This window comes from Streptomyces buecherae (assembly GCF_014295035.1).
Taxonomy (GTDB): domain Bacteria; phylum Actinomycetota; class Actinomycetes; order Streptomycetales; family Streptomycetaceae; genus Streptomyces; species Streptomyces youssoufiensis.
This window is the reverse complement of the sequence record NZ_CP060404.1, coordinates 4271877-4290345: the sequence shown is the minus strand read 5'-3', so window position 1 is coordinate 4290345 and position 18469 is coordinate 4271877. Positions and strand designations below refer to the sequence as shown.

Sequence of the window (18469 nt, the reverse complement as noted above, 5' to 3'; positions counted from 1 at the left end):
CGGGGGTGGGTGGTGCGAGGGGACGCGTCCAACCAACCTCCGGGGGCCCCTCCCCCCTCCCCACCCTCCCCTCCCGCCGCCCCTCCCCACCTTGTTCTGCTGTGCACGCGTGCCGCGTGGTGCTGGGGCGCGCGTGGTCGTGTCGTACGTGCCTCTGTGACGCACGTGGCGCCGCGCAGCCCGTGCCGTCTCGGCACCGCCTGGCCTTGTGCCGCATGGCCCTCTCAGGCCCCCGCAGTTCGGGACCGTGCCAGCCCATCACTGGCCCCGTCCCCGCCGCGGCCAAGACCGGAGCGCGTGCAGGCTGCAGCGCTCAACGCCCTAGAGACCACACATCACACAAACAACTCGTTCACAATAATCCGTTGACAACCTCATATGCCTCCCGCACCCTTGCTCCATGTCCTCGACCACTGACTCGCCTCGCGAGCAGCCCGCCGCCTTCGCACCGGCAGACCCCGACCAGGCACGGGCCGCACGCGTCTACGCCTCCCTGTTTCGCATCGCCGAACGCCACGCGGCCAGCGATGAGCAGCGCCAACGGCAGGTGCACCCCTCGATCATCGGTGCGCACGAAGCCATCAGGTTGGTCTCCTTCCTGCTCAGTGGGGCCGCACAGCGGGAGGAGGGCGAGCCCGAGGTGGACCACACCGACATCACCGCGGCCCTGACCCTCATACCGCTGGCGCGGGGGGAGATGGACGAACTGGAGGCCGGGCTCCTCCAGATGGCGCGAGGTCGCGGAATGACCTGGCCGGAGATCGCCTTTGGCCTCGGCCTCGGCACCCCCCAGGCCGCCAGGCAGCGCTACGAACGCCTCCTCGCCCGCACCGGCAGCGAAGCGGAACAACAGGCGCCGGCACCAACCAAGAAGACCCCCGCGGCGACACCGGAGCCCGCTCCGGACGCCGAGTCGTAGCCCCTGCCACCAACAGAACCCGCAGACCACCCACCAGAGCACACACGCCTGCCCCACCCACACGGCTGGCCACCCGCCCGTCAGACCAGCGGCCACCCCGCCCCAGCCCAGCCCGACCGACAACGCAAACTCGAAGGCCCGAGCAACGCCCCAACACACCCCCGCCCAGAACGCTCACACCCCGCGCCCTGCCCACCGCCACGCCAGCGCTGCACCGCACAAGAGCGGTGACGCGCGGACAGCCGACACAAGTGCAAGGCGGTGCGCTGCGACACGACACGGTCAGTCGAGTTCCTTGGGGCCGTAGCAGGCGGCTATCGCGCCGCTCTCCAATGCCCAGTACCGGTCTCCGTAGGACCAGTGCCACCACTCCGTGGGGTAGTTGACCAGCCCCGCCGAGGTGAGTGCGGCGCCGAGGATGTCACGGTGCTCGCGGGCTTCGGCAGTGATGGTGTCCGCCTGCGTGTAGCAGGCTCCCGCGCTCTCCTCCGGTGACGCGTTCATGCGGGTGCCCAGATCGAGTTCGCGGCCGTCGGTGTCGGCGAGAGTCAGGTCGATGGCCGCACCAGCGCTGTGCGGGGCTATCTCGGGAGGAGACACGTAGCGACTGGCCGCCGAGCGCACCTGGTCCGCTGACCACTCGGGGTGTTCGGCGCGCAGGCCGTCCGCGTACTCCTCGAAATACCGGCGCTGCAACGCCGGCGGGCGATACCCCTCGACGAACAGCAGCCGCATGCCCCGGGGCAGTTCAGCCTGCGCCGCCCGCAACCGGTTGAGCACGCCTTCCCGCAGGTAGGCGAAGGCGCCGGCGGAGTCCTCCCACTTCCGTTCGTCGACCAACAGGGAAGCGTCTCGGCGCACGTCCACAAGCGGCTCACCGCACTCCTGAACAGGAACGGACGCGACTCTCGGGTCGGACATCAAGACGATCTCAGTCATGGGGCAATCATCACCCAGCCCCGCCCAGCCTGGGTGGGGCTGTGGATAACCCCGCCCATGTGGATAACCCCGCTCACGCAGGGACGCGAGGCGTTGAACCGCTGGGTGCCCAACTGTCGCCAGCGACTGCCGGCGGAAGGCTCGAGAGCGCGCCCGACAGCGCAACGCAACGACGCGTCGCGCAACGCGACGCGACACCGGCGCGACGCACTCCACGCCACGACGCGAGTACGGGCAACGCCCCAGGCGACAACGCGCAGGAAAGCCCACTCACCCACGAAAGCCGCCGTGGGGCGACAGGGGCCAGGGCGACAACGTGACACAGACCCGACAGGACCCGCCGCAACCCAACACAGCCCCCAAGATCGGCGGAGAACCTGCTCACCCCGTACGGCGGTCGCTCCGCTCGTCCACTACCGCGCTCCCCTGAACAGTTCGCCTGAACAGTTCGCCTGAACGGTTCGTCGGCCAGGCCCGTTGTCGCCGGCCGTACGAGCACGGGGTGGGCCCTACTTCACTGTGTACTCGCACATCGACTTGCCGCCGCTGTTGTCCGCGACCTGCTTGCCGTCCACAGTGATGACGCAGTCGGCCGGGCGCAGCATGCCGTCAGGGCCGGTTACGGAGCCGGGCACGACGGAGACGCCGAGGCCGACCTTCTTCTCCGCGTCGGTCTCCAGCGTGATCGTGGACGTCTTCTTCCACGGCAGCTTGACCGTCTCCATCTTGTTGCTGTCCAGGTTGTAGTAGATCTTCGACGACCCGCTCCCGCGCACCTCTAGCGTGACCTCGCGCTTGACCGCGGCACCGTCGCCCGCCGCCGCGCCGTCCTGCTTCGGGTTCACCCCCTCGCTCACGGACTTGTCGGCCTTACCGGCCTTATCGGCTTGGTGATCCTTGCCCTTCTTCGACGAATCGCCGTCGCTGCCACAGCCCGCGAGGAGAACCGTGGACAGGGCCACCGCAGCGCCAATGACGATCTTCTTACGCATGCTTCCCCTTCTCGAAATGAGCGTCCGATCGTAGTACTCGCCCAGGGGCGGAACTGTCGCATCCGCAACGCCCACGCCCCTCGCCCGAGCCACCCGGTTCGCCCGGTTCCCCCCGTCCGCCCCCTTCCCCCCACACCACGCACCACATCCCCCGATGCGCCATGCGCCCCCACACCTCACGCCCCACGCCCCACCCAGAGGGCAGTTCACGCCACGGCCGAGGGCGCACGCACGGCGCCCTCGGCGCGGGGACCCGCACGGGACCGGGAACTGCGAACTGGGCACGGGGAACGCGCAGTGCGGCAGCGGTCGACAGCCGGACCGGCCGCGCGACCACCACCCGTCAGCCAAAGCTCGCCGAGCGTCGCGCACCGACGGCGCACCCACCCCGCCCAACCGACGCCACCTCGTCCCACCCCGCCCCAACCTCGCCCGCCCCCACCCACGCCCCGCCCCATCTCACCCTCACGGAGGAGCCGGCCATCGCACCTGGCGTAGGCCGACGTACGCCAACACCCGTCCCGCGTCCGCCAGTTCGCATCCTTGCGCACACGCACGCGAGGCACCGGATAATCCGCCCGACCGCCTCGACGCTCCGCGCAGGCCCAGGGAGAACCGATCACCCCCGAGGCACCGACCCGCCGACAGCGCAGCGAGAGCACCACGCGAGCGCAACGCGAGCCACAACGACCACCCGACGAGCGCACAACGACCGCGCAACGGGTGCACAACGGGTGCACAACGAGCACAGCATGAACTGACCTTCGTACCGTCCGTGACCAGCGAAACCCACCCACACCGCTCCTATAGCATGATTGAACTCACGACCATGCCCCTCATTGCCCACCTGCCCCCGGAAACCAAGCTATCCGGCAAGGATGATCTCCTTACTGGGCCTCTAACAAATCGGCCAAACAATTGATATCTGTAGCTTCGCGGGTATTTACACGAATAAATTTCAAAAGAGTGCTCACCGCATGTCGCCAACCACGGGTGATCCTGTGGGCAGCGGTGAGCGTGGTGGCCCTCGCATTCCTCATCGCGCTGGAGATCGCCGCGCGCCACTACGGCGTACGGGGTCCGATCAGCAACCAGGTGCGAGAGGTGATATTCGCACCTAAATCGGGACCGCTGCTCTACGCCAGCATGGCGTTGATGATGGTGGTGCTCACCTGGCGGGAGCGGTTCATCGCCTTCGGATTCGCGGTCGGCATCGACGTCGTCTTCGCGTTGGTGCGGTGGATCTTCGACGCCAAGATGATGTTCGGCAACGGCGCCCTGTGGGTGCTGTTGGCCTATGGCGTCATCGCCATCACCCGCCGCAGCGGCCGGGAACGCGTCCTGTTGCTCAAGGGTGTCGGGCTCGGCCTGCTGCTGGTGGCCGGCCGGAAGACCGGCGACGCCTGGCTGCTCATCACGTGGAAGACCCGCCCCACGGTGCTCGACCAGTACGTGGCGACCGCCGACCACGCGCTGGGCAGCCCGTCATGGCTGGTGGGCCGACTGGTCGAAGCCTCAGGAACGGTCGGCTACCACGTTCTCGACTACGTCTACGCCCAACTCGCGGTGGCCGCGGTCGTCGTCGCGCTCTACCAGCTCCGGCACGTCGCGGTCGATCGCCGCTTCCCTACCCACCACCTGGTGCGCACCTTCCTGGTGATCGGCCTGCTCGGGCCGGGCATCTACATGATCTACCCGGTGGTCGGTCCGATCTTCGCGTACGGCGCCGACGGCGGGCAGTATGCGGTGGCCAACCTGTGGCCGGACACGCTGACGCCGGTCGGCGTCCCGCAGAGCATGCCCTTCGACGACATCACCCCGCGCAACTGCATGCCCAGTCTGCACACGGCATGGGCTACCGCGATCTTCATCCACTCCCGCAACAGCTCGCGCTTCCTGCGGTACGCGGGAACGTTCTGGCTGCTCGCCACGCTCGGTGCCACGCTCGGATTCGGCTACCACTACGGTGCGGATATCGTCGCCGGCGTGGTGTTCGCGGTCACGATCGAGGCCGGGCTGCGCACGATCGACCACGACTGGGACCGGTCGGGAATCCGGTTCGTCGCCTACGGCACGGCGATCTTCACCGCGATGCTGCTGTCGTACCGCTTTCTCTCGGTCGAGATGGCCGACTACGCCTGGGCCTTTGGCCCGCTGCTGATTCTGGCGATGGTCTCGGTCGTCTACGGCTACATGCGGCTCACGAAGCGGTGGGAGCCGAAGACCGTACCGGTCCGGAAATCGGAACCCGAATCGGAAACGGAACCGCAGCCTCAGCCGCAGCCCGAACTCATTTGATCGTGAGCTGACGGGTGTGACCGGCCCCCGCCTGCCTGGCCCGAGCAGGCGGGGTTGAGGGCAGGGGCGTACGACGACCAACGGCCTGCTCGCTGACCGCAGCGAGCAGGCCGTACGGTTGCGCGGCTCGTACGGCTCGTACGGCTCGCGCAGGTTGCACAGCTCACGCAGGTCGCACGGCTCACGCACGGGGCGCGCGCCCGGGGCGCCCCGGTGAGGGCGGCAGCCGTAGGGCGGCGCCAGCCGCCGCGCGGTTACCGCACCCCTTCCTCGATGCTCGCGACGGCGTCGAGGAGGTCCCGGACGGTACGCAGCTCGCGATGCTCCTGGCGGACCAGCCCGGACGCCACGTCCCCGTACTCAAGCTCGGTTTCTCCGCTGCTCCAGACGGTGAGGGCGGTGATGTAGCCATCGGTTTCGAGCGTCAGCACGACGCTGCTCTTGGCTCGACCGTCCGCCGGCGAGCGCCGGAGGTCCCCCAGGATTCCGCGGGTCCGCAGGCGTTCCTCGTGCTCGGCGAACCAGTCCGAGAGCCACTGCGGCCACGCACCGGCCATCCGCCCCCTCCTCCCCTCTCCCCCTGCCCCGCCTCGCGACGGAGCGACCGCTCCGCGCCGTACGCCCGTCCCCCACACCAACGCCACCGCCACCGCCACCGCCGACAGCAACACCAACGGAAACACCAACACCCACGCCAACGTACGTACCACCCGGTCGCACCCGCCCCATCCGCAGAGGCCCCGGAGGCGCCCCGCAGGCGCCCCGCGAACGCTTTCGGTGGGCGCGGACAAGAAGGGGTGGGGGCCGCGGAAGGCGTGGCCCGTGGAAGGGGAGGTCTGTGGCGACGGACGAGGAACTGCTGACGCGCTCAAGAAGCGACGCGTCGGCCTTCGAACCGCTCGTGGAGCGCCATTCGCGCGCGCTGCACGGCTACTTCGCGCGCCGTGCGCCCGGCGCGGCGGACGACCTGCTGGCCGAGGCGTGGCTACGGGCGTACGCAGGGCGCACCACCTACGACGCCGCACGCGGGCCCGCCCGGGCGTGGCTGTTCGGCGTGGCCCGCAACGTACTGGCCGCGCACTGGCGCGGACAGGAACGGCGCGCGTCCGTCACCGCGTTCGCCGACGAGGGGAGCAGCGATCCGTGGCACGCCGTTGACCGGCGGTTGGACGCAGCGGCGGTCGGGCCGCTGATGCGTCAGACGCTGGCCGAGCTGCCGGCCGTGGAACGGGAGCTGCTGTTGCTGATCGCGTGGGAGCAGCTCAGCCCCACCGAGGCCGCGGTCGTCGTCGGCGTGCCCGCGGGCACGGCCAGGTCCCGGCTGCACCGGGCGCGCACGCGGCTGCGTGCGGCGCTCGGCCCTTCCGTCCCGCTTTCCCTGACAGGAGATCTCGCATGACCGGCCAGGACACGCACACCGACGACGGCGCCCTCCTCGACTTCCCCGGTGCCGGGCGGTTGCGCGCCGCGGGCAGGGTCGCGCCGCCGTCGGCGGACGTCGTCGCCGCCGCACTGGCCGCGGTGCGGTCGGCGGCCGACCCGACGGCGGGCGCCGAGCAGGCGACAGGCGCCGGCCGGGCAGAGGTGGCCCACCAGGCGGACGGGGCCAGCCGGGTCGAGGCAGTCGATCCGCTCATCGGACTCGAACGGGAGCCGGCGGCCGAGATCGTTCCGGCTCGGACGTGGCGGCGGCGCCTGCCGGTGCTGGTCTCGGCGGCGGCGGTCGCGGCGATCGCGCTGGGGGCCACGTTCCAGCCCTGGTCGGACTCCGACGGCGAGCGGGTCTCCCCGGCGGCCGAGCGGGCGGGGACGGCGCCGTACTGGGAGGTACGGACCCTTCAGTGGAACCGGACCCTCGACAGGGACGATCGGCCGGACGAGTCGCACGAGACGATCTGGCTGAGCCGGAGCGGCACGCGCGGGAAGCCCAGCAACGGCCTGGTGCAGGACTACACCCGGGAGGACATGGGCGGGACGGTCTGGGTGATCTGCGGCAAACCGGTCGGGTGGGACGAGCTTCGGAAGCTGCCCACCGACCCGGCGGCGCTGCGGTCCCGGCTCGTCGGCAAGGCCACCGGGGACTCGGTGCCCGAGGAACTCTTCGACGGCATGGAGGACCTGCTCGCCCGGTCACCCGCCGAACCCAAGCTGCGGGCCGCGCTGTTCGAGGTCCTCACCGGCATCCCCGGGGCACGCGTGATGGAGGGAGCCAAGGACAGCACGGGCCGCGCCGGCACGGTCGTCGAACTGGACGCCGACACCTGGCGTCGGCAACTGATCGTCGACACCAAGACGTTCCACGTGCTGGAGGCCGTGAACCGGGCGCGAAACGACGGCCTGGCCTGGGGAAGCGAGAAGCTCCGATCCGGGGACGTCATCCACCGCACCACCTACCTCTCGGTCGGCCCCGCCTGGCAGCAGCCGCCCCTGTCCCCACTGAAGTAACTGCCCGCACTGACGCCCCTGCCCTCACTGACGTACCGCCGCCCCCGCCCGTCGGGGCTACTGACCCGGTTCAGGCAGGCCCGCCCGACGCCGACGGACGCCTCCGCCACGAGACGGGAGGGGGCAGGGAGACGGGCTGCCCCCGGCGTCGGCCGCCCGGCATCGGCGGCAGCCCCTCCCCACGGACGAGGCCGCGAGTCCGCCCCCCTACTTGTCCAGTCACTACAATCCCTCCCCCACGATACGGTCACCCGACGCCCTGAAAACACCTCCCAACGCTGACATGATCCCCGTGTGGGCGCACCAGGCGCCCTGTAGCAACCGAACAACCCAAGGGGGCTCGTGTGACCCGTAGCGATCGTGTGTTGGTGACGGGTGTCGGTGCGATGACGCCGCTGGGGGCCGATGCGCCGTCGACGTGGACGGGGCTGTTGGACGGCAGGTCGGGGGTGCGTCTCCTGGACGAGGAGTGGGCTGCGGACCTGCCGGTGCGCGTGGCGGCCGGGCTCACGGTGGACCCCGCCTCCCTGCTGCCACGGGCCGAGGCCAGGAAGCTGGACCGTGGCGAGCAGGTCGCCATCCTCAGCGCGCGCGAGGCCTGGCAGGACGCGGGGGTGCCGCGGGTCGAACCGGAACGGTGCGCCGTCGTGATCGGCACCGGAACCGGTGGCGTCCTCACCACGCTCGGACAGGACGACGTCTTCGAACGCGCCGGAACGCGCCGGCTGTCCCCGTTCGCGGTGCCCATGCTGATGCCGAACGGGCCGGCCGCCTGGGTGAGCATGGACCTCGGCGCGCGGGGCGGCGCCAGGACCCCGGTGAGCGCCTGTGCGTCCGGCGCGGAGGCGCTCGCCCTGGGGCGGGACCTGATCCGCGGCGGGCAGGTGGACGTGGTCGTCGCGGGTGGCGTGGAGGCGTGCCTGCACCCCTTCACCCTCGCGGCGTTCGCCCAGATGAAGGCCCTGTCGACGCGGTCAGCGGACCCGGCGGCCGTCTCCCGCCCGTTCGACGTGAAGCGGTCCGGGTTCGTCATGGGCGAGGGCGCGGCGATGATGGTGCTCGAACGCGCCGAGTTCGCCCGGGCCCGCGGCGCGCGGGGTTACGGCGCGTTGGCCGGCGGCGCCGTGGGGTCGAGCGCGCGGCACATCACGGCCTCCGACCCGGGGGGCCAGTCATGGGCCATGGAACGGGCGCTGCGCGACGCCGACTTGGCCCCGGCGGACATCGGGCTCGTGCACGCCCACGCCACCTCGACGGAGTCCGGCGACCTCGCGGAGGCCGAGGCGATCGGCCGGGTGATCGGCGACCACGCCGCGGTGACGGCGACGAAGTCGATGACGGGGCACATGATCGGCGCGTCGGGAGCGGTGGGCGCCATGGCCGCGCTGCTCGCGCTCAGGGACGGCACGCTGCCGGCCACCCGCAACCTCGACGAGCTCGACCCACGCGTGGAACTCGACGTGGTGCGCGGCGAACCGCGCACCGGTCAGTGGTCCGCCGCCCTGGCCAACTCGTTCGGTTTCGGCGGCCACAACGTCAGCCTCGTCCTCACCAGGTGACGCCACGCCCCTGCCCCACCACCGCGCGCCGCCGGGCGCCGCCGGGCGCCGCCGGGCGCCGTGCGACGTGCTCGCACCGGCGGCTCGTGTCATCGCGCGGGCGTGGTGGTGGCAGGGTTCCGGACCTCCACGACGATCGCGGTGCCGGCCACGGATCGGTCCCCGTGCATGGTGATCTGCTGGCCGGGCCGGACGTGCGTCCAGTGGGAGGGGGTGAGGGGTACGAGGCGAACCGTGGCTCGCCCGCCGGGCGCCAGCACGGGCCTGTTCTCGACCCAGAGCCTGGCGATGCTGACCGCGCGTCCGCCGGTGGGTGAGAGGCGTCCGATGTCCCACATGGGCCGCAGGACGCCGGCGCCGGAGATGGGCGTCGTACGTCGCGCCTCGGCGGCGGAGCGGAGCGTCAGGTCCGCGCGGATCACACCGTTGCGGAGTTCGGAGCATCGCCAGTGGCACCACGCCGCGCTGCGTTCCAGCAGGAGCTGATCAGCCGCTTCGGCGAGCTGTTCCCAGAAGGCCAGCGGGAGCGAGCGAGCCTCCCCCAACTCCTCCAGCAGGCCCAGGGCGATCTCCCACTCATCGTGGACGAGGTAGTCCCAGATGTCTCGCACCGTGATGTCGTTCTCGGTGGCGACCTCTTCCGGAACCAACAGGGAAGCTGCCACGAGCAACTCAGGGACGTCCATGCGCTCATCCTCGACCACAGGCACGTACTGCCCCATCCGCAATGTCAGACCCAGCGGTTAGGGTGCGGCGAGATGGGGCCGGTTCCGAGGCCACCAGCACCGGAGAACGGCAGCCTCCCTGGTCTGCTCGGGGGCGGTTTCGGCCCAACCAGCGTCCAGGCACCGTCGAGGGCCACAAGCGCAGCCTGTCAGCCCGGCCCCATCTCACCCAGGGAACGGAGCCATGCCGCGATGACGCCAAGAGGCTTCCGCTGAGCCGAAAGGTCAGACCGGCCGTGACCCCGAACTCGCTCCCGCACTCGCCGAGGCGCCCCGCCTCGTGGACCTGCTGCCATGCGGTGGGGGAGGCGGCTGCGACCGGTGTGAGCGCGGGCTCTTGCAGTTCGACGTGCTGGCGTGCCTGGTTACCGGGGCGTGATGCCGGGCCAGACGCTTTGCCCTATTCCGCTTGGTCTCATAACCGTGCGATGAATCCTGCGGATCGGTCGAGTGGGAAAGGAGGTCCGCCCCGGGCTGGCTCCCAGCCCTGGTCCCGTGCCTCTCGAATGCTGGCAGCAACGTGAGCTGGGCGAATCGGCTCCGTCTCGGCGCCCACCCAGTTGCTGGGATGGGCCTGGCCGCTGGTGACGACCAAGGTCGTACCCGGCTGGCTGCCGCTGACCGCTTCGACCGCATAGGTCATCGGTGTCCAGCAGAGTCCCTGCGCGTAGGAGGGCTTCCTGCGGATTCGCCAGCGGTACTCGATCCCGTCAACGGTTATGCGCCGGGAACCCTTCTTGTTCAGCGCCACCTTCACCTCCTCCGCTGTCGGACTCTCACGCCGTGCGGCAGGCCCGTCTCAGCGGAAACTCCCAGGCCGCCGGGCGATACCCCAGGAATGTCGGCCTCGGTGGTGTGGCACCTGGTCGCGCGCCTTCGGCGACGCCGATACGAAACACGAGGCGAGGCCCCCCACCCACCCCCTACGTCTGCGCCATGTCCACGAACCGCGAGTAGTGGCCCTGGAAGGCGACCGTGATCGTCGCCGTCGGGCCGTTACGGTGCTTGGCGACGATCAGGTCCGCCTCGCCCGCCCGGGGCGACTCCTTCTCGTACGCGTCCTCGCGGTGCAACAGGATGACCATGTCGGCGTCCTGCTCGATCGAACCCGACTCACGCAGGTCGGAGACCATCGGCTTCTTGTCCGTACGCTGCTCGGGGCCACGGTTGAGCTGGGACAGTGCGATCACCGGCACCTCCAGCTCCTTGGCCAGCAGCTTGAGGTTACGGGACATGTCCGAGACCTCCTGCTGCCGGCTCTCGGGCCTTCTGGCGCCGCCCGACTGCATCAGTTGGAGGTAGTCGATGACCACGAGTTGGAGGTCGTTGCGCTGCTTGAGGCGGCGGCACTTGGCGCGGATCTCCATCATCGACAGGTTCGGCGAGTCGTCGATGTACAGCGGGGCCGCGGTCACCTCGGGCATCCGGCGGGCCAGCCGGGTCCAGTCGTCGTCCGTCATGCTCCCGGACCGCATGTGGTGCAGCGCCACCCGCGCCTCGGCCGAGAGCAGTCGCATCGCGATCTCGTTGCGGCCCATCTCCAGCGAGAAGATGACGCTCGGGAGGTTGCCCTTGATCGAACAGGCTCGGGCGAAGTCCAGGGCCAGCGTGCTCTTACCCATCGCGGGACGCGCCGCGATGACGATCATCTGCCCCGGGTGCAGCCCGTTCGTCAGCGAGTCGAGGTCCGTGAAGCCGGTCGGCACGCCGGACATCTGGCCGCTGCGGGAGCCGATGGCCTCGATCTCGTCGAGCGCGCCCTCCATGATGTCGCCGAGCGGGAGGTAGTCCTCGCTGGTGCGCTGCTCGGTGACGGCGTAGATCTCGGCCTGGGCGTTGTTGACGATCTCGTCGACGTCACCGTCCGCCGCGTATCCCATCTGCGTGATGCGCGTGCCCGCTTCCACGAGCCGGCGCAGCACCGCCCGCTCGTGGACGATCTCCGCGTAGTACTCCGCGTTGGCGGCGGTGGGCACGGACTGCACGAGCGTGTGCAGATACGAGGCGCCGCCGACCTTGGTGATCTCACCGCGCTTGGTGAGCTCGGCGGCCACCGTGATCGGGTCGGCGGGCTCGCCCTTGGCGTAGAGGTCGAGGATGGCCTGGTAGATGGTCTCGTGCGCGGGCCGGTAGAAGTCCTGGCCCTTGAGGACCTCCACCACGTCGGCGATGGCGTCCTTGGAGAGCAGCATGCCGCCGAGTACGGACTGCTCCGCGTCCAGGTCCTGCGGCGGTACGCGCTCGAAGCCCGAGCCGTCCCAGCCACCGCCCTCGCGCCCGCGGTCGTGCTGGTCGTCGCGGCGGCCCTGGCCACGGCCTTCGCCCCGGCGGGGGCGCGGCGTCGTGGGCAGTCGATCACCGGGGCCAGGGTCGGGCCAGGGGTCGTCCATGGGCTCGGGCATGCTCACCCCGCCACCTCCTCCCGTCCGCGACGCGGACCCTCGCCGTGCTCTTCTTTCTTACGGCACGGCTCTGACAAACAGGACGCTCGACTCCGCTTACGGCGCGTCGAGTTCGACGCTCCTCACGCCAGAAAAAGGGTGCGCGCGCCGGACCACGGTAGGCCCGCGAAAGCCGTCCGCCAATCTGGTTATCCACAGGCCATGTGGATGATCGAAGCCATCCTGTGGAGAACTCCCGGAAAGCTGTGCATGGGGCGGGGGACGGCGCTGTGGACAAGCAGCCCTCCAGCCCACGCCCACCCCTGTGAGCTGGACTTTTCTTATCCCAGGGCTGTGCAGAAGAAAAACTTGCCCAGTCGGCCGAAGATCGCGACAAACGGCACAGAGAGCACCACGGAGAGCGACCTCAAGTAAGGGCTGCTCAGCGATTGCATCTCTTACCTGTGGACGATTACATTGGGCCGCATGATCCAGGCTCCCGCGAAGGACCGGCGTGCGCGCAGCCGGCACGATCGAGAGATCATTGCGCTCGCCGTTCCCGCCTTCGGCGCCCTCATCGCGGAGCCCCTCTTCGTGATGGTCGACAGTGCCATCGTCGGCCATCTGGGCACGCCGCAACTCGCCGGGCTCGGCATCGCGGCGGCCCTGCTGCTGACCGGGGTCAACATCTTCGTCTTCCTCGCCTACGCCACCACGGCCGCCGTCGCCCGCCGGGTGGGCGCGGGCGATCTGCCCGGTGCCATCCGGCAGGGCATGGACGGCATCTGGCTCGCCCTGCTCATCGGCGCCGCCGTGGTCACGGTGGTGCTGCCCACGGCGCCCGGCCTGGTCGATCTCTTCGGCGCCTCCGACACCGCCGCGCCCCATGCGATCACCTACCTCCGCATCAGCGCCCTCGGCATTCCCGCCATGCTCATCGTCCTCGCCGCCACCGGCGTGCTCCGCGGCCTCCAGGACACCCGCACCCCGCTCTACGTCGCCATCGGCGGCTTCGCCGCCAACGCCGCGCTCAACGCCGCACTCGTCTACGGCGCCGGCCTCGGCATCGCCGGCTCCGCCTGGGGAACCGTCATCGCGCAGTGGGCCATGGCCGCCGCCTACCTCATCGTGGTGGTACGCGGCGCCCGTCGGCACGGCGCGTCGCTGCGCCCGGACGCGGCCGGCATACGCGCCTGCGCACAGGCCGGAGTGCCGCTCCTGGTGCGCACCCTCTCGCTGCGTACGGTCACCCTGATCGCCACCGGCGTCGCGGCCAACCTCGGCGACACCGAGGTCGCGGCCCACCAGATCATCCTCACCCTGTGGAGCCTGCTGGCCTTCGCGCTGGACGCCATCGCCATCGCGGGCCAGGCGATCATCGGCCGCTACCTCGGCGCCGGCGACAAGGAGGGGGCCCGCGCCGCCTGCCGCCGCATGGTCGAGTGGGGGATAGCCTCCGGCCTGGTGCTCGGCGTACTCGTGATCCTCGCCCGCCCGCTGTTCATCCCGCTGTTCACGTCCGACCAGGTCGTACAGGACGCGCTGCTCCCCGCGCTGCTGGTCGTCGCCATCTCCCAACCCATCTCCGGCGTGGTGTACATCCTCGACGGCGTACTGATGGGCGCGGGCGACGGTCCCTACCTCGCCGTGGCGATGATCATCACCCTGGCCGTCTTCGCCCCGGTCGCCCTCCTCGTTCCCACCCTCGGCGGCGGGCTCACCGCCCTGTGGTGGACGATGGCGCTCATGATGACCATGCGGATGCTGACCCTGTGGATACGCACCCGCTCGGGCCGCTGGCTGGTCACGGGCGCGACCCGCTAACCCCGCACCACCGTCCACCTTCGCACCACCGTCCGCCTTCGGGCTTCCGCCCTCCGGGCCGTCCAGGACGACCACCGTTTCACGTGAAACAGCCCCCGCCGCGCACCGAAGACCGGCAACCGGCACTCACCGTGCACACCGTCATGGCCTCGAGCCGCCGGGCCCACCGCCAGCACCTCCACCGGTCGTCGCACCAGCTCCGCCGTCGGCCCGGCCCCGCTCCCGTACCGGCCACGTTTCACGTGAAACCGCCGCGCCCCGGCCGGCACCCCACAGCAGCTGGCCACTCACGGCCGGCAGCCCGCACCACATACCGCCGCACGCTCCCGCCGAGACACGCACACGGACGCGGCAACAACGGAAGCAAGGGACGAGGAGGCCAAGGACGCCGAGGGCGGAAGCCCGCACGTTTCACGTGAAACAGCGACAGCGAACGCACGCGGAACCCCCATCGCCGGCCCCCGCCCCTCGCACACCCGCGCACCCGCGCACCCGCGCACCCGCACACCCGCACACCCGCACCAGGCAACGCGAAGGGGCCGCACCCCGCGGGGTGCGGCCCCTTCCACCGTCATGCTGTGCGAACACAGCTCATCGGCGTGCTTGCGGTCAGGCCGCGACGACCTCGACGCCGACCTTGGCCGAGACCTCGGGGTGCAGGCGCACGGACACCTGGTGCGCGCCCAGGGTCTTGACCGGCGTGCCGAGCTCGATGCGGCGCTTGTCCACGTCCGGGCCACCGGCGGACTTGATCGCCGAGGCGATGTCAGCCGGGGTCACCGAGCCGAAGAGGCGGCCGGCCTCGCCGGCACGGGTCGCGAGCTCGACCCGCAGACCCTCGAGCTTGGCCTTGATCTCGTTGGCCTGCTCGATCGTGGCGATCTCCCGGATGCGACGACCGCGACGGATCTGCTCGACGTCCTTCTCGCCACCCTTGGTCCAGCGGATCGCGAGACCGCGCGGGACCAGGTAGTTGCGAGCGTAGCCGTCCTTGACGTCGACGACGTCGCCCGCGGTGCCGAGGCCGGAGACCTCGTGGGTGAGGATGATCTTCATCTGTCAGTCACCCTTCCCTTTATCGCGCGGACGAGGTGTAGGGCAGCAGCGCCATCTCACGGCTGTTCTTCACAGCCGTGGCGACGTCACGCTGGTGCTGCGTGCAGTTGCCGGTCACGCGGCGGGCACGGATCTTGCCACGGTCGGAAATGAACTTCCGCAGCATGTTCGTGTCCTTGTAGTCCACGTACGCGGTCTTGTCCTTGCAGAACGCGCAGACCTTCTTCTTCGGCTTGCGCGGAGGCGGCTTCGCCATGGTGTTTCTCCTGTGTGATCAAGAAGGGTGTGATCGCCCCTCAGAGCTCGCGCTCTAGAAGGGCGGCTCGTCCGAGTAGCCGCCGCCCTGCTGGCCGCCGCCGGAGCTACCGCCCCAGCCGCCGCCACCTTGCTGGCCGCCGCCGGCCGGCGCGCTGGTCGCCCAGGGGTCGTCGGCGGGAGCGCCGCCGCCCTGCTGGCCGCCACCGGAGCCGCCGCCCCAGCCGCCGCCACCCTGACCGCCGCCCTGGCCGCCGCCGAAGCCGCCGCCACCGCCCTGGCCGCCGCGACCGGAGGTCTTGGTGACCTTGGCCGTGGCGTTCCGCAGGCTGGCGCCGACCTCGTCGACGTCCAGCTCGTAGACCGTGCGCTTGACGCCCTCGCGGTCCTCGTAGGACCGCTGCTTCAGTCGGCCCTGCACGATGACGCGCATGCCGCGCTGGAGCGACTCGGCGACGTTCTCCGCTGCCTGTCGCCAGACCGAGCAGGTCAGGAAGAGGCTTTCGCCGTCCTTCCACTCGTTGGTCTGACGGTCGAAGGTGCGGGGAGTGGACGCGACACGGAACTTCGCGACCGCCGCGCCGGACGGGGTGAAGCGCAGCTCGGGGTCGTCGACAAGATTGCCGACGACCGTGATGACGGTCTCGCCTGCCATTGGATGAACCTCTCGGCGGGTGTGCTGCTGGCTGCTGTGCTACTCAGGACGCGTCCCGAGCACCGCTGAACGCTGACGCGGTCAGTGGGTCTCGGGGCGCAGGACCTTGGTCCGGAGGACCGACTCGTTCAGGTTCATCTGGCGGTCGAGCTCCTTCACGACCGCAGGCTCGGCCTGCAGGTCGATGACCGAGTAGATGCCCTCGGGCTTCTTCTTGATCTCGTACGAGAGACGCCGACGGCCCCAGGTGTCGACCTTTTCCACCTTGCCGTTGCCCTCGCGGACGACGGAGAGGAAGTTCTCGATCAGGGGAGAGACTGCGCGCTCCTCCAGATCGGGGTCGAGGATGACCATCACCTCGTAGTGACGCATGTGGAACCCACCTCCTTTGGACTCAGCGGCCACGGTCGTTCCGCGGCAGGAGGGTCGTGATGCGTAGCGCCTGGTGCGGACCGGGTACCCCTGGGGGCTCTGGGCAGACACCGGCGCAGACGGTACACACTACCCGGGACGGTGCTTCCGGTTGAAATCCCGCCGCGTATGACCGCAACCTTGAGGCATCGAGTGTGAGCGGCGTTACTCCTCGCCGCCCCGCGTCCCTCGCAGGACCCGGAGGTTCCCATGGCCCAGGCAGCACGTTCCCAGCACGGTCTTCTCTCCTTCCTCGACTCCGACGGCAAGCCGCATCCGGTGGAGAACACCTTCGCCGCGGCGACCATCGTGCTCGGCGTGGTGGCTTTCGTCACAGCCATGTTCCACGACCTGCACCTGATCAGCTCCTGGACGGGACTGGTCGGCATCGTGACCGGTGCCCGGGGGCAGTTCATCTCGGCGACCACCGCCGAGCGGTTCGTACTGATCATCGGGTTGGGCGCCGCCGCCATGGGCTTCTTCCTCGGCATGGCGCACGGCGGCCTCTTCGGCGGCGTGCTGGGCTGACGCCCGCCGCGCGCCCCGGGCCCCGGGCGGCCCTCGGCGCGCGCCGCGCCGTCGCCGTCCCCGACGCTCCCCGCCCCTCGTACCGCTCGTCCCCGACCCGTTCCGCGCGGGCCGGGGGCGAGCGGCGCGCTGCCCGCGCTCCCCGCCGCCACGGGAAACCGCACCACGCTCTTCGCCGTAGGCCCGGCCGGTGACGTGCCCTGCCACAGTAGGCTTCGCGGCGAGAGCCGGAGCCCCGACACTGGGGACACACCTGCCGAGGAGCGCCCCGCAATGAGCCTGACCCTGAGGACCATCAGCCGCGAGCAACATCTGGCGTACATCCAGAGTCTGCCGGCGGCGAGCCACATGCAGGTCCCGGCGTGGGCGGACGTCAAGACCGAGTGGCGCTCGGAGAGCCTGGGCTGGTTCGACAGCACGGGCCAGGTCGTCGGCGCCGGCCTGGTGCTCTACCGGCAGCTCCCCAAGATCAAGCGGTATCTGGCCTACCTACCCGAGGGCCCGGTGCTGAACTGGTACGCGCCGAACCTGGAGGACTGGCTGCGGCCGATGCTCGCGCACCTCAAACGGCAGGGCGCGTTCTCGGTGAAGATGGGCCCGCCCGTGATCATCCGGCGCTGGGACGCCGCCGCGATCAAGGCCGGCATCCAGAACCCGGACGTCAAGCGGCTGCGTGACGTGGAGGCCACCCACATCGAGCCGCGCGCCTTCGAGGTCGCCGAGCGGCTGCGGAAGATGGGCTGGCAACAGGGCGAGGACGGCGGCGCCGGCTTCGGCGACGTCCAGCCGCGCTACGTCTTCCAGGTGCCGCTGGAGAACCGCTCGCTGGAATCCGTCCACAAGGGCTTCAACCAGTTGTGGCGGCGCAACATCAAGAAGGCCGAGAAGGCGGGCGTCGAGGTCGTCCAGGGCGGCTACGAGCACCTGGGCGAGTGGCAGCGGCTGTACGAGATCACCGCCGAGCGCGACCACTTCCGCCCGCGTCCGCTCAGCTACTTCCAGCGCATGTGGACGGCGCTCAACAGCGAAGACCCCAACCGGATGCGGCTCTACTTCGCCATGCACGAGGGCGAGGCGGTGGCTGCCGCCACGATGCTGATCGTGGGCGGGCACGTCTGGTACTCCTACGGCGCCTCCGCCAACCACAAGCGCGAGGTGCGCCCGTCGAACGCGATGCAGTGGCGCATGCTGCGCGACGCGTACGCGCTCGGCGCCAGCGTCTACGACCTGCGCGGCATCAGCGACTCGCTCGACGAGACCGACCACCTCTTCGGCCTGATCCAGTTCAAGGTCGGTACCGGCGGGCAGGCGGCCGAGTACCTGGGCGAGTGGGACTTCCCGCTGAACAAGCTGCTCCACAAGGCGCTCGACATGTATATGTCGCGCCGCTAGGGCCCGCGGCGGGACCTCGTACGAACGAGCGCCCACTGCCCGCTCGCCCGACCACGCCGGGAGTAACCGGCACCCGCACCGACCACGATG

17 protein-coding genes are annotated in these 18469 nt (G+C 70.2%); 8 read left to right on the top strand and 9 right to left on the bottom strand.

Annotated features, from left to right (window positions below):
- Positions 1–400: 400 nt before the first annotated feature.
- The gene (locus tag H7H31_RS16475; protein ID WP_187059902.1) at positions 401–919 is read left to right on the top strand and encodes a DNA-binding protein; all 519 of its coding nucleotides are present in this window, start codon (positions 401–403) and stop codon (positions 917–919) included.
- Between the two features lie 282 nt (positions 920–1201).
- On the opposite strand, the gene H7H31_RS16470 is transcribed toward H7H31_RS16475, so the two are convergent.
- Both H7H31_RS16470 and H7H31_RS16465 read right to left on the bottom strand, forming a co-directional pair.
- Complete coding sequence (locus H7H31_RS16470; RefSeq protein WP_187059901.1) at positions 1202–1858, bottom strand: M15 family metallopeptidase; 657 nt, start codon at positions 1856–1858, stop codon at positions 1202–1204.
- A 509-nt stretch (positions 1859–2367) separates the two neighbouring features.
- A complete protein-coding gene (locus tag H7H31_RS16465) occupies positions 2368–2850 on the bottom strand; it encodes a hypothetical protein (protein ID WP_187059900.1) in 483 nt (160 codons plus the stop codon).
- Between the two features lie 966 nt (positions 2851–3816).
- Between H7H31_RS16465 and H7H31_RS16460 the strand changes: the two genes are divergently transcribed.
- Positions 3817–5148 carry a phosphatase PAP2 family protein gene (locus tag H7H31_RS16460; RefSeq protein WP_232109901.1) on the top strand — a complete coding sequence of 444 codons (1332 nt, stop codon included), beginning with the start codon at positions 3817–3819 and terminating at the stop codon, positions 5146–5148.
- 254 nt (positions 5149–5402) lie between these two features.
- Here H7H31_RS16460 and H7H31_RS16455 read toward each other — a convergent pair whose 3' ends face one another.
- Entirely contained in the window at positions 5403–5705 is a 303-nt protein-coding gene (locus tag H7H31_RS16455) for an immunity protein TriTu family protein (RefSeq protein WP_187059754.1), read from the bottom strand.
- Positions 5706–5986: 281 nt separating this feature from the next.
- On the opposite strand from H7H31_RS16455, the gene H7H31_RS16450 reads away from it, so the two are divergent.
- The 3 genes from H7H31_RS16450 to H7H31_RS16440 all read left to right on the top strand — a co-directional run bounded on the left by H7H31_RS16450 (position 5987) and on the right by H7H31_RS16440 (position 9152).
- On the top strand, positions 5987–6547 hold the full coding sequence (locus H7H31_RS16450; protein WP_187062914.1) for an RNA polymerase sigma factor: 561 nt from the start codon (positions 5987–5989) through the stop codon (positions 6545–6547).
- Positions 6544–7593, top strand: coding sequence for a hypothetical protein (locus H7H31_RS16445; protein WP_187062913.1), 1050 nt, complete (start codon positions 6544–6546; stop codon positions 7591–7593). The genes H7H31_RS16450 and H7H31_RS16445 overlap by 4 nt, the downstream gene beginning before the upstream one ends.
- 344 nt (positions 7594–7937) lie before the next feature.
- Positions 7938–9152, top strand: coding sequence for a beta-ketoacyl-[acyl-carrier-protein] synthase family protein (locus H7H31_RS16440; protein WP_197995961.1), 1215 nt, complete (start codon positions 7938–7940; stop codon positions 9150–9152).
- Between the two features lie 89 nt (positions 9153–9241).
- Here the strand turns inward: H7H31_RS16440 and H7H31_RS16435 are convergent, their stop codons facing one another.
- Together H7H31_RS16435 and dnaB are read right to left on the bottom strand one after the other, a co-directional pair.
- On the bottom strand, positions 9242–9838 hold the full coding sequence (locus H7H31_RS16435; protein ID WP_187062912.1) for a hypothetical protein: 597 nt from the start codon (positions 9836–9838) through the stop codon (positions 9242–9244).
- Positions 9839–10800: 962 nt separating this feature from the next.
- Positions 10801–12279, bottom strand: a complete 1479-nt coding sequence (gene dnaB / locus H7H31_RS16430; protein WP_176166249.1) for a replicative DNA helicase — start codon at positions 12277–12279, stop codon at positions 10801–10803.
- Positions 12280–12744: 465 nt separating this feature from the next.
- On the opposite strand from dnaB, the gene H7H31_RS16425 reads away from it, so the two are divergent.
- Positions 12745–14082, top strand: a complete 1338-nt coding sequence (locus H7H31_RS16425) for an MATE family efflux transporter (RefSeq protein WP_187062911.1) — start codon at positions 12745–12747, stop codon at positions 14080–14082.
- 609 nt (positions 14083–14691) lie between these two features.
- On the opposite strand, the gene rplI is transcribed toward H7H31_RS16425, so the two are convergent.
- From rplI to rpsF, 4 genes are all read right to left on the bottom strand, one after another.
- The gene (gene rplI / locus H7H31_RS16420) at positions 14692–15138 is read right to left on the bottom strand and encodes a 50S ribosomal protein L9 (protein WP_187062910.1); all 447 of its coding nucleotides are present in this window, start codon (positions 15136–15138) and stop codon (positions 14692–14694) included.
- A gap of 19 nt (positions 15139–15157) precedes the next feature.
- Entirely contained in the window at positions 15158–15394 is a 237-nt protein-coding gene (gene rpsR / locus H7H31_RS16415; protein ID WP_004950692.1) for a 30S ribosomal protein S18, read from the bottom strand.
- Positions 15395–15448: 54 nt separating this feature from the next.
- Positions 15449–16048: a single-stranded DNA-binding protein gene (locus tag H7H31_RS16410; RefSeq protein ID WP_187062909.1), complete on the bottom strand. Its 600-nt coding sequence runs from the start codon at positions 16046–16048 to the stop codon at positions 15449–15451.
- 81 nt (positions 16049–16129) lie between these two features.
- On the bottom strand, positions 16130–16420 hold the full coding sequence (gene rpsF / locus H7H31_RS16405; RefSeq protein ID WP_006604399.1) for a 30S ribosomal protein S6: 291 nt from the start codon (positions 16418–16420) through the stop codon (positions 16130–16132).
- A 249-nt stretch (positions 16421–16669) separates the two neighbouring features.
- On the opposite strand from rpsF, the gene H7H31_RS16400 reads away from it, so the two are divergent.
- Positions 16670–16987 (top strand): hypothetical protein, encoded by a 318-nt coding sequence (locus H7H31_RS16400; RefSeq protein ID WP_187062908.1) that lies wholly within the window; start codon positions 16670–16672, stop codon positions 16985–16987.
- Positions 16988–17260: 273 nt separating this feature from the next.
- A complete protein-coding gene (locus tag H7H31_RS16395) occupies positions 17261–18379 on the top strand; it encodes a lipid II:glycine glycyltransferase FemX (protein WP_176162897.1) in 1119 nt (372 codons plus the stop codon).
- The last annotated feature ends 90 nt before the right edge of the window (positions 18380–18469 follow it).

Bases quoted from the DNA above. Each gene is read 5' to 3' on its own strand.
- H7H31_RS16395 (WP_176162897.1), top strand. From the start codon at position 17,261: ATGAGCCTGACCCTGAGGACCATCAGCCGCGAGCAACATCTGGCGTAC.
- H7H31_RS16470 (WP_187059901.1), bottom strand. From the start codon at position 1,858: ATGACTGAGATCGTCTTGATGTCCGACCCGAGAGTCGCGTCCGTTCCT.
- H7H31_RS16475 (WP_187059902.1), top strand. From the start codon at position 401: ATGTCCTCGACCACTGACTCGCCTCGCGAGCAGCCCGCCGCCTTCGCA.
- H7H31_RS16465 (WP_187059900.1), bottom strand. From the start codon at position 2,850: ATGCGTAAGAAGATCGTCATTGGCGCTGCGGTGGCCCTGTCCACGGTT.
- dnaB (WP_176166249.1), bottom strand. From the start codon at position 12,279: ATGCCCGAGCCCATGGACGACCCCTGGCCCGACCCTGGCCCCGGTGAT.
- rpsF (WP_006604399.1), bottom strand. From the start codon at position 16,420: ATGCGTCACTACGAGGTGATGGTCATCCTCGACCCCGATCTGGAGGAG.
- H7H31_RS16455 (WP_187059754.1), bottom strand. From the start codon at position 5,705: ATGGCCGGTGCGTGGCCGCAGTGGCTCTCGGACTGGTTCGCCGAGCAC.
- H7H31_RS16400 (WP_187062908.1), top strand. From the start codon at position 16,670: ATGGCCCAGGCAGCACGTTCCCAGCACGGTCTTCTCTCCTTCCTCGAC.
- H7H31_RS16445 (WP_187062913.1), top strand. From the start codon at position 6,544: ATGACCGGCCAGGACACGCACACCGACGACGGCGCCCTCCTCGACTTC.
- H7H31_RS16410 (WP_187062909.1), bottom strand. From the start codon at position 16,048: ATGGCAGGCGAGACCGTCATCACGGTCGTCGGCAATCTTGTCGACGAC.
- rpsR (WP_004950692.1), bottom strand. From the start codon at position 15,394: ATGGCGAAGCCGCCTCCGCGCAAGCCGAAGAAGAAGGTCTGCGCGTTC.
- rplI (WP_187062910.1), bottom strand. From the start codon at position 15,138: ATGAAGATCATCCTCACCCACGAGGTCTCCGGCCTCGGCACCGCGGGC.
- H7H31_RS16435 (WP_187062912.1), bottom strand. From the start codon at position 9,838: ATGGACGTCCCTGAGTTGCTCGTGGCAGCTTCCCTGTTGGTTCCGGAA.
- H7H31_RS16425 (WP_187062911.1), top strand. From the start codon at position 12,745: ATGATCCAGGCTCCCGCGAAGGACCGGCGTGCGCGCAGCCGGCACGAT.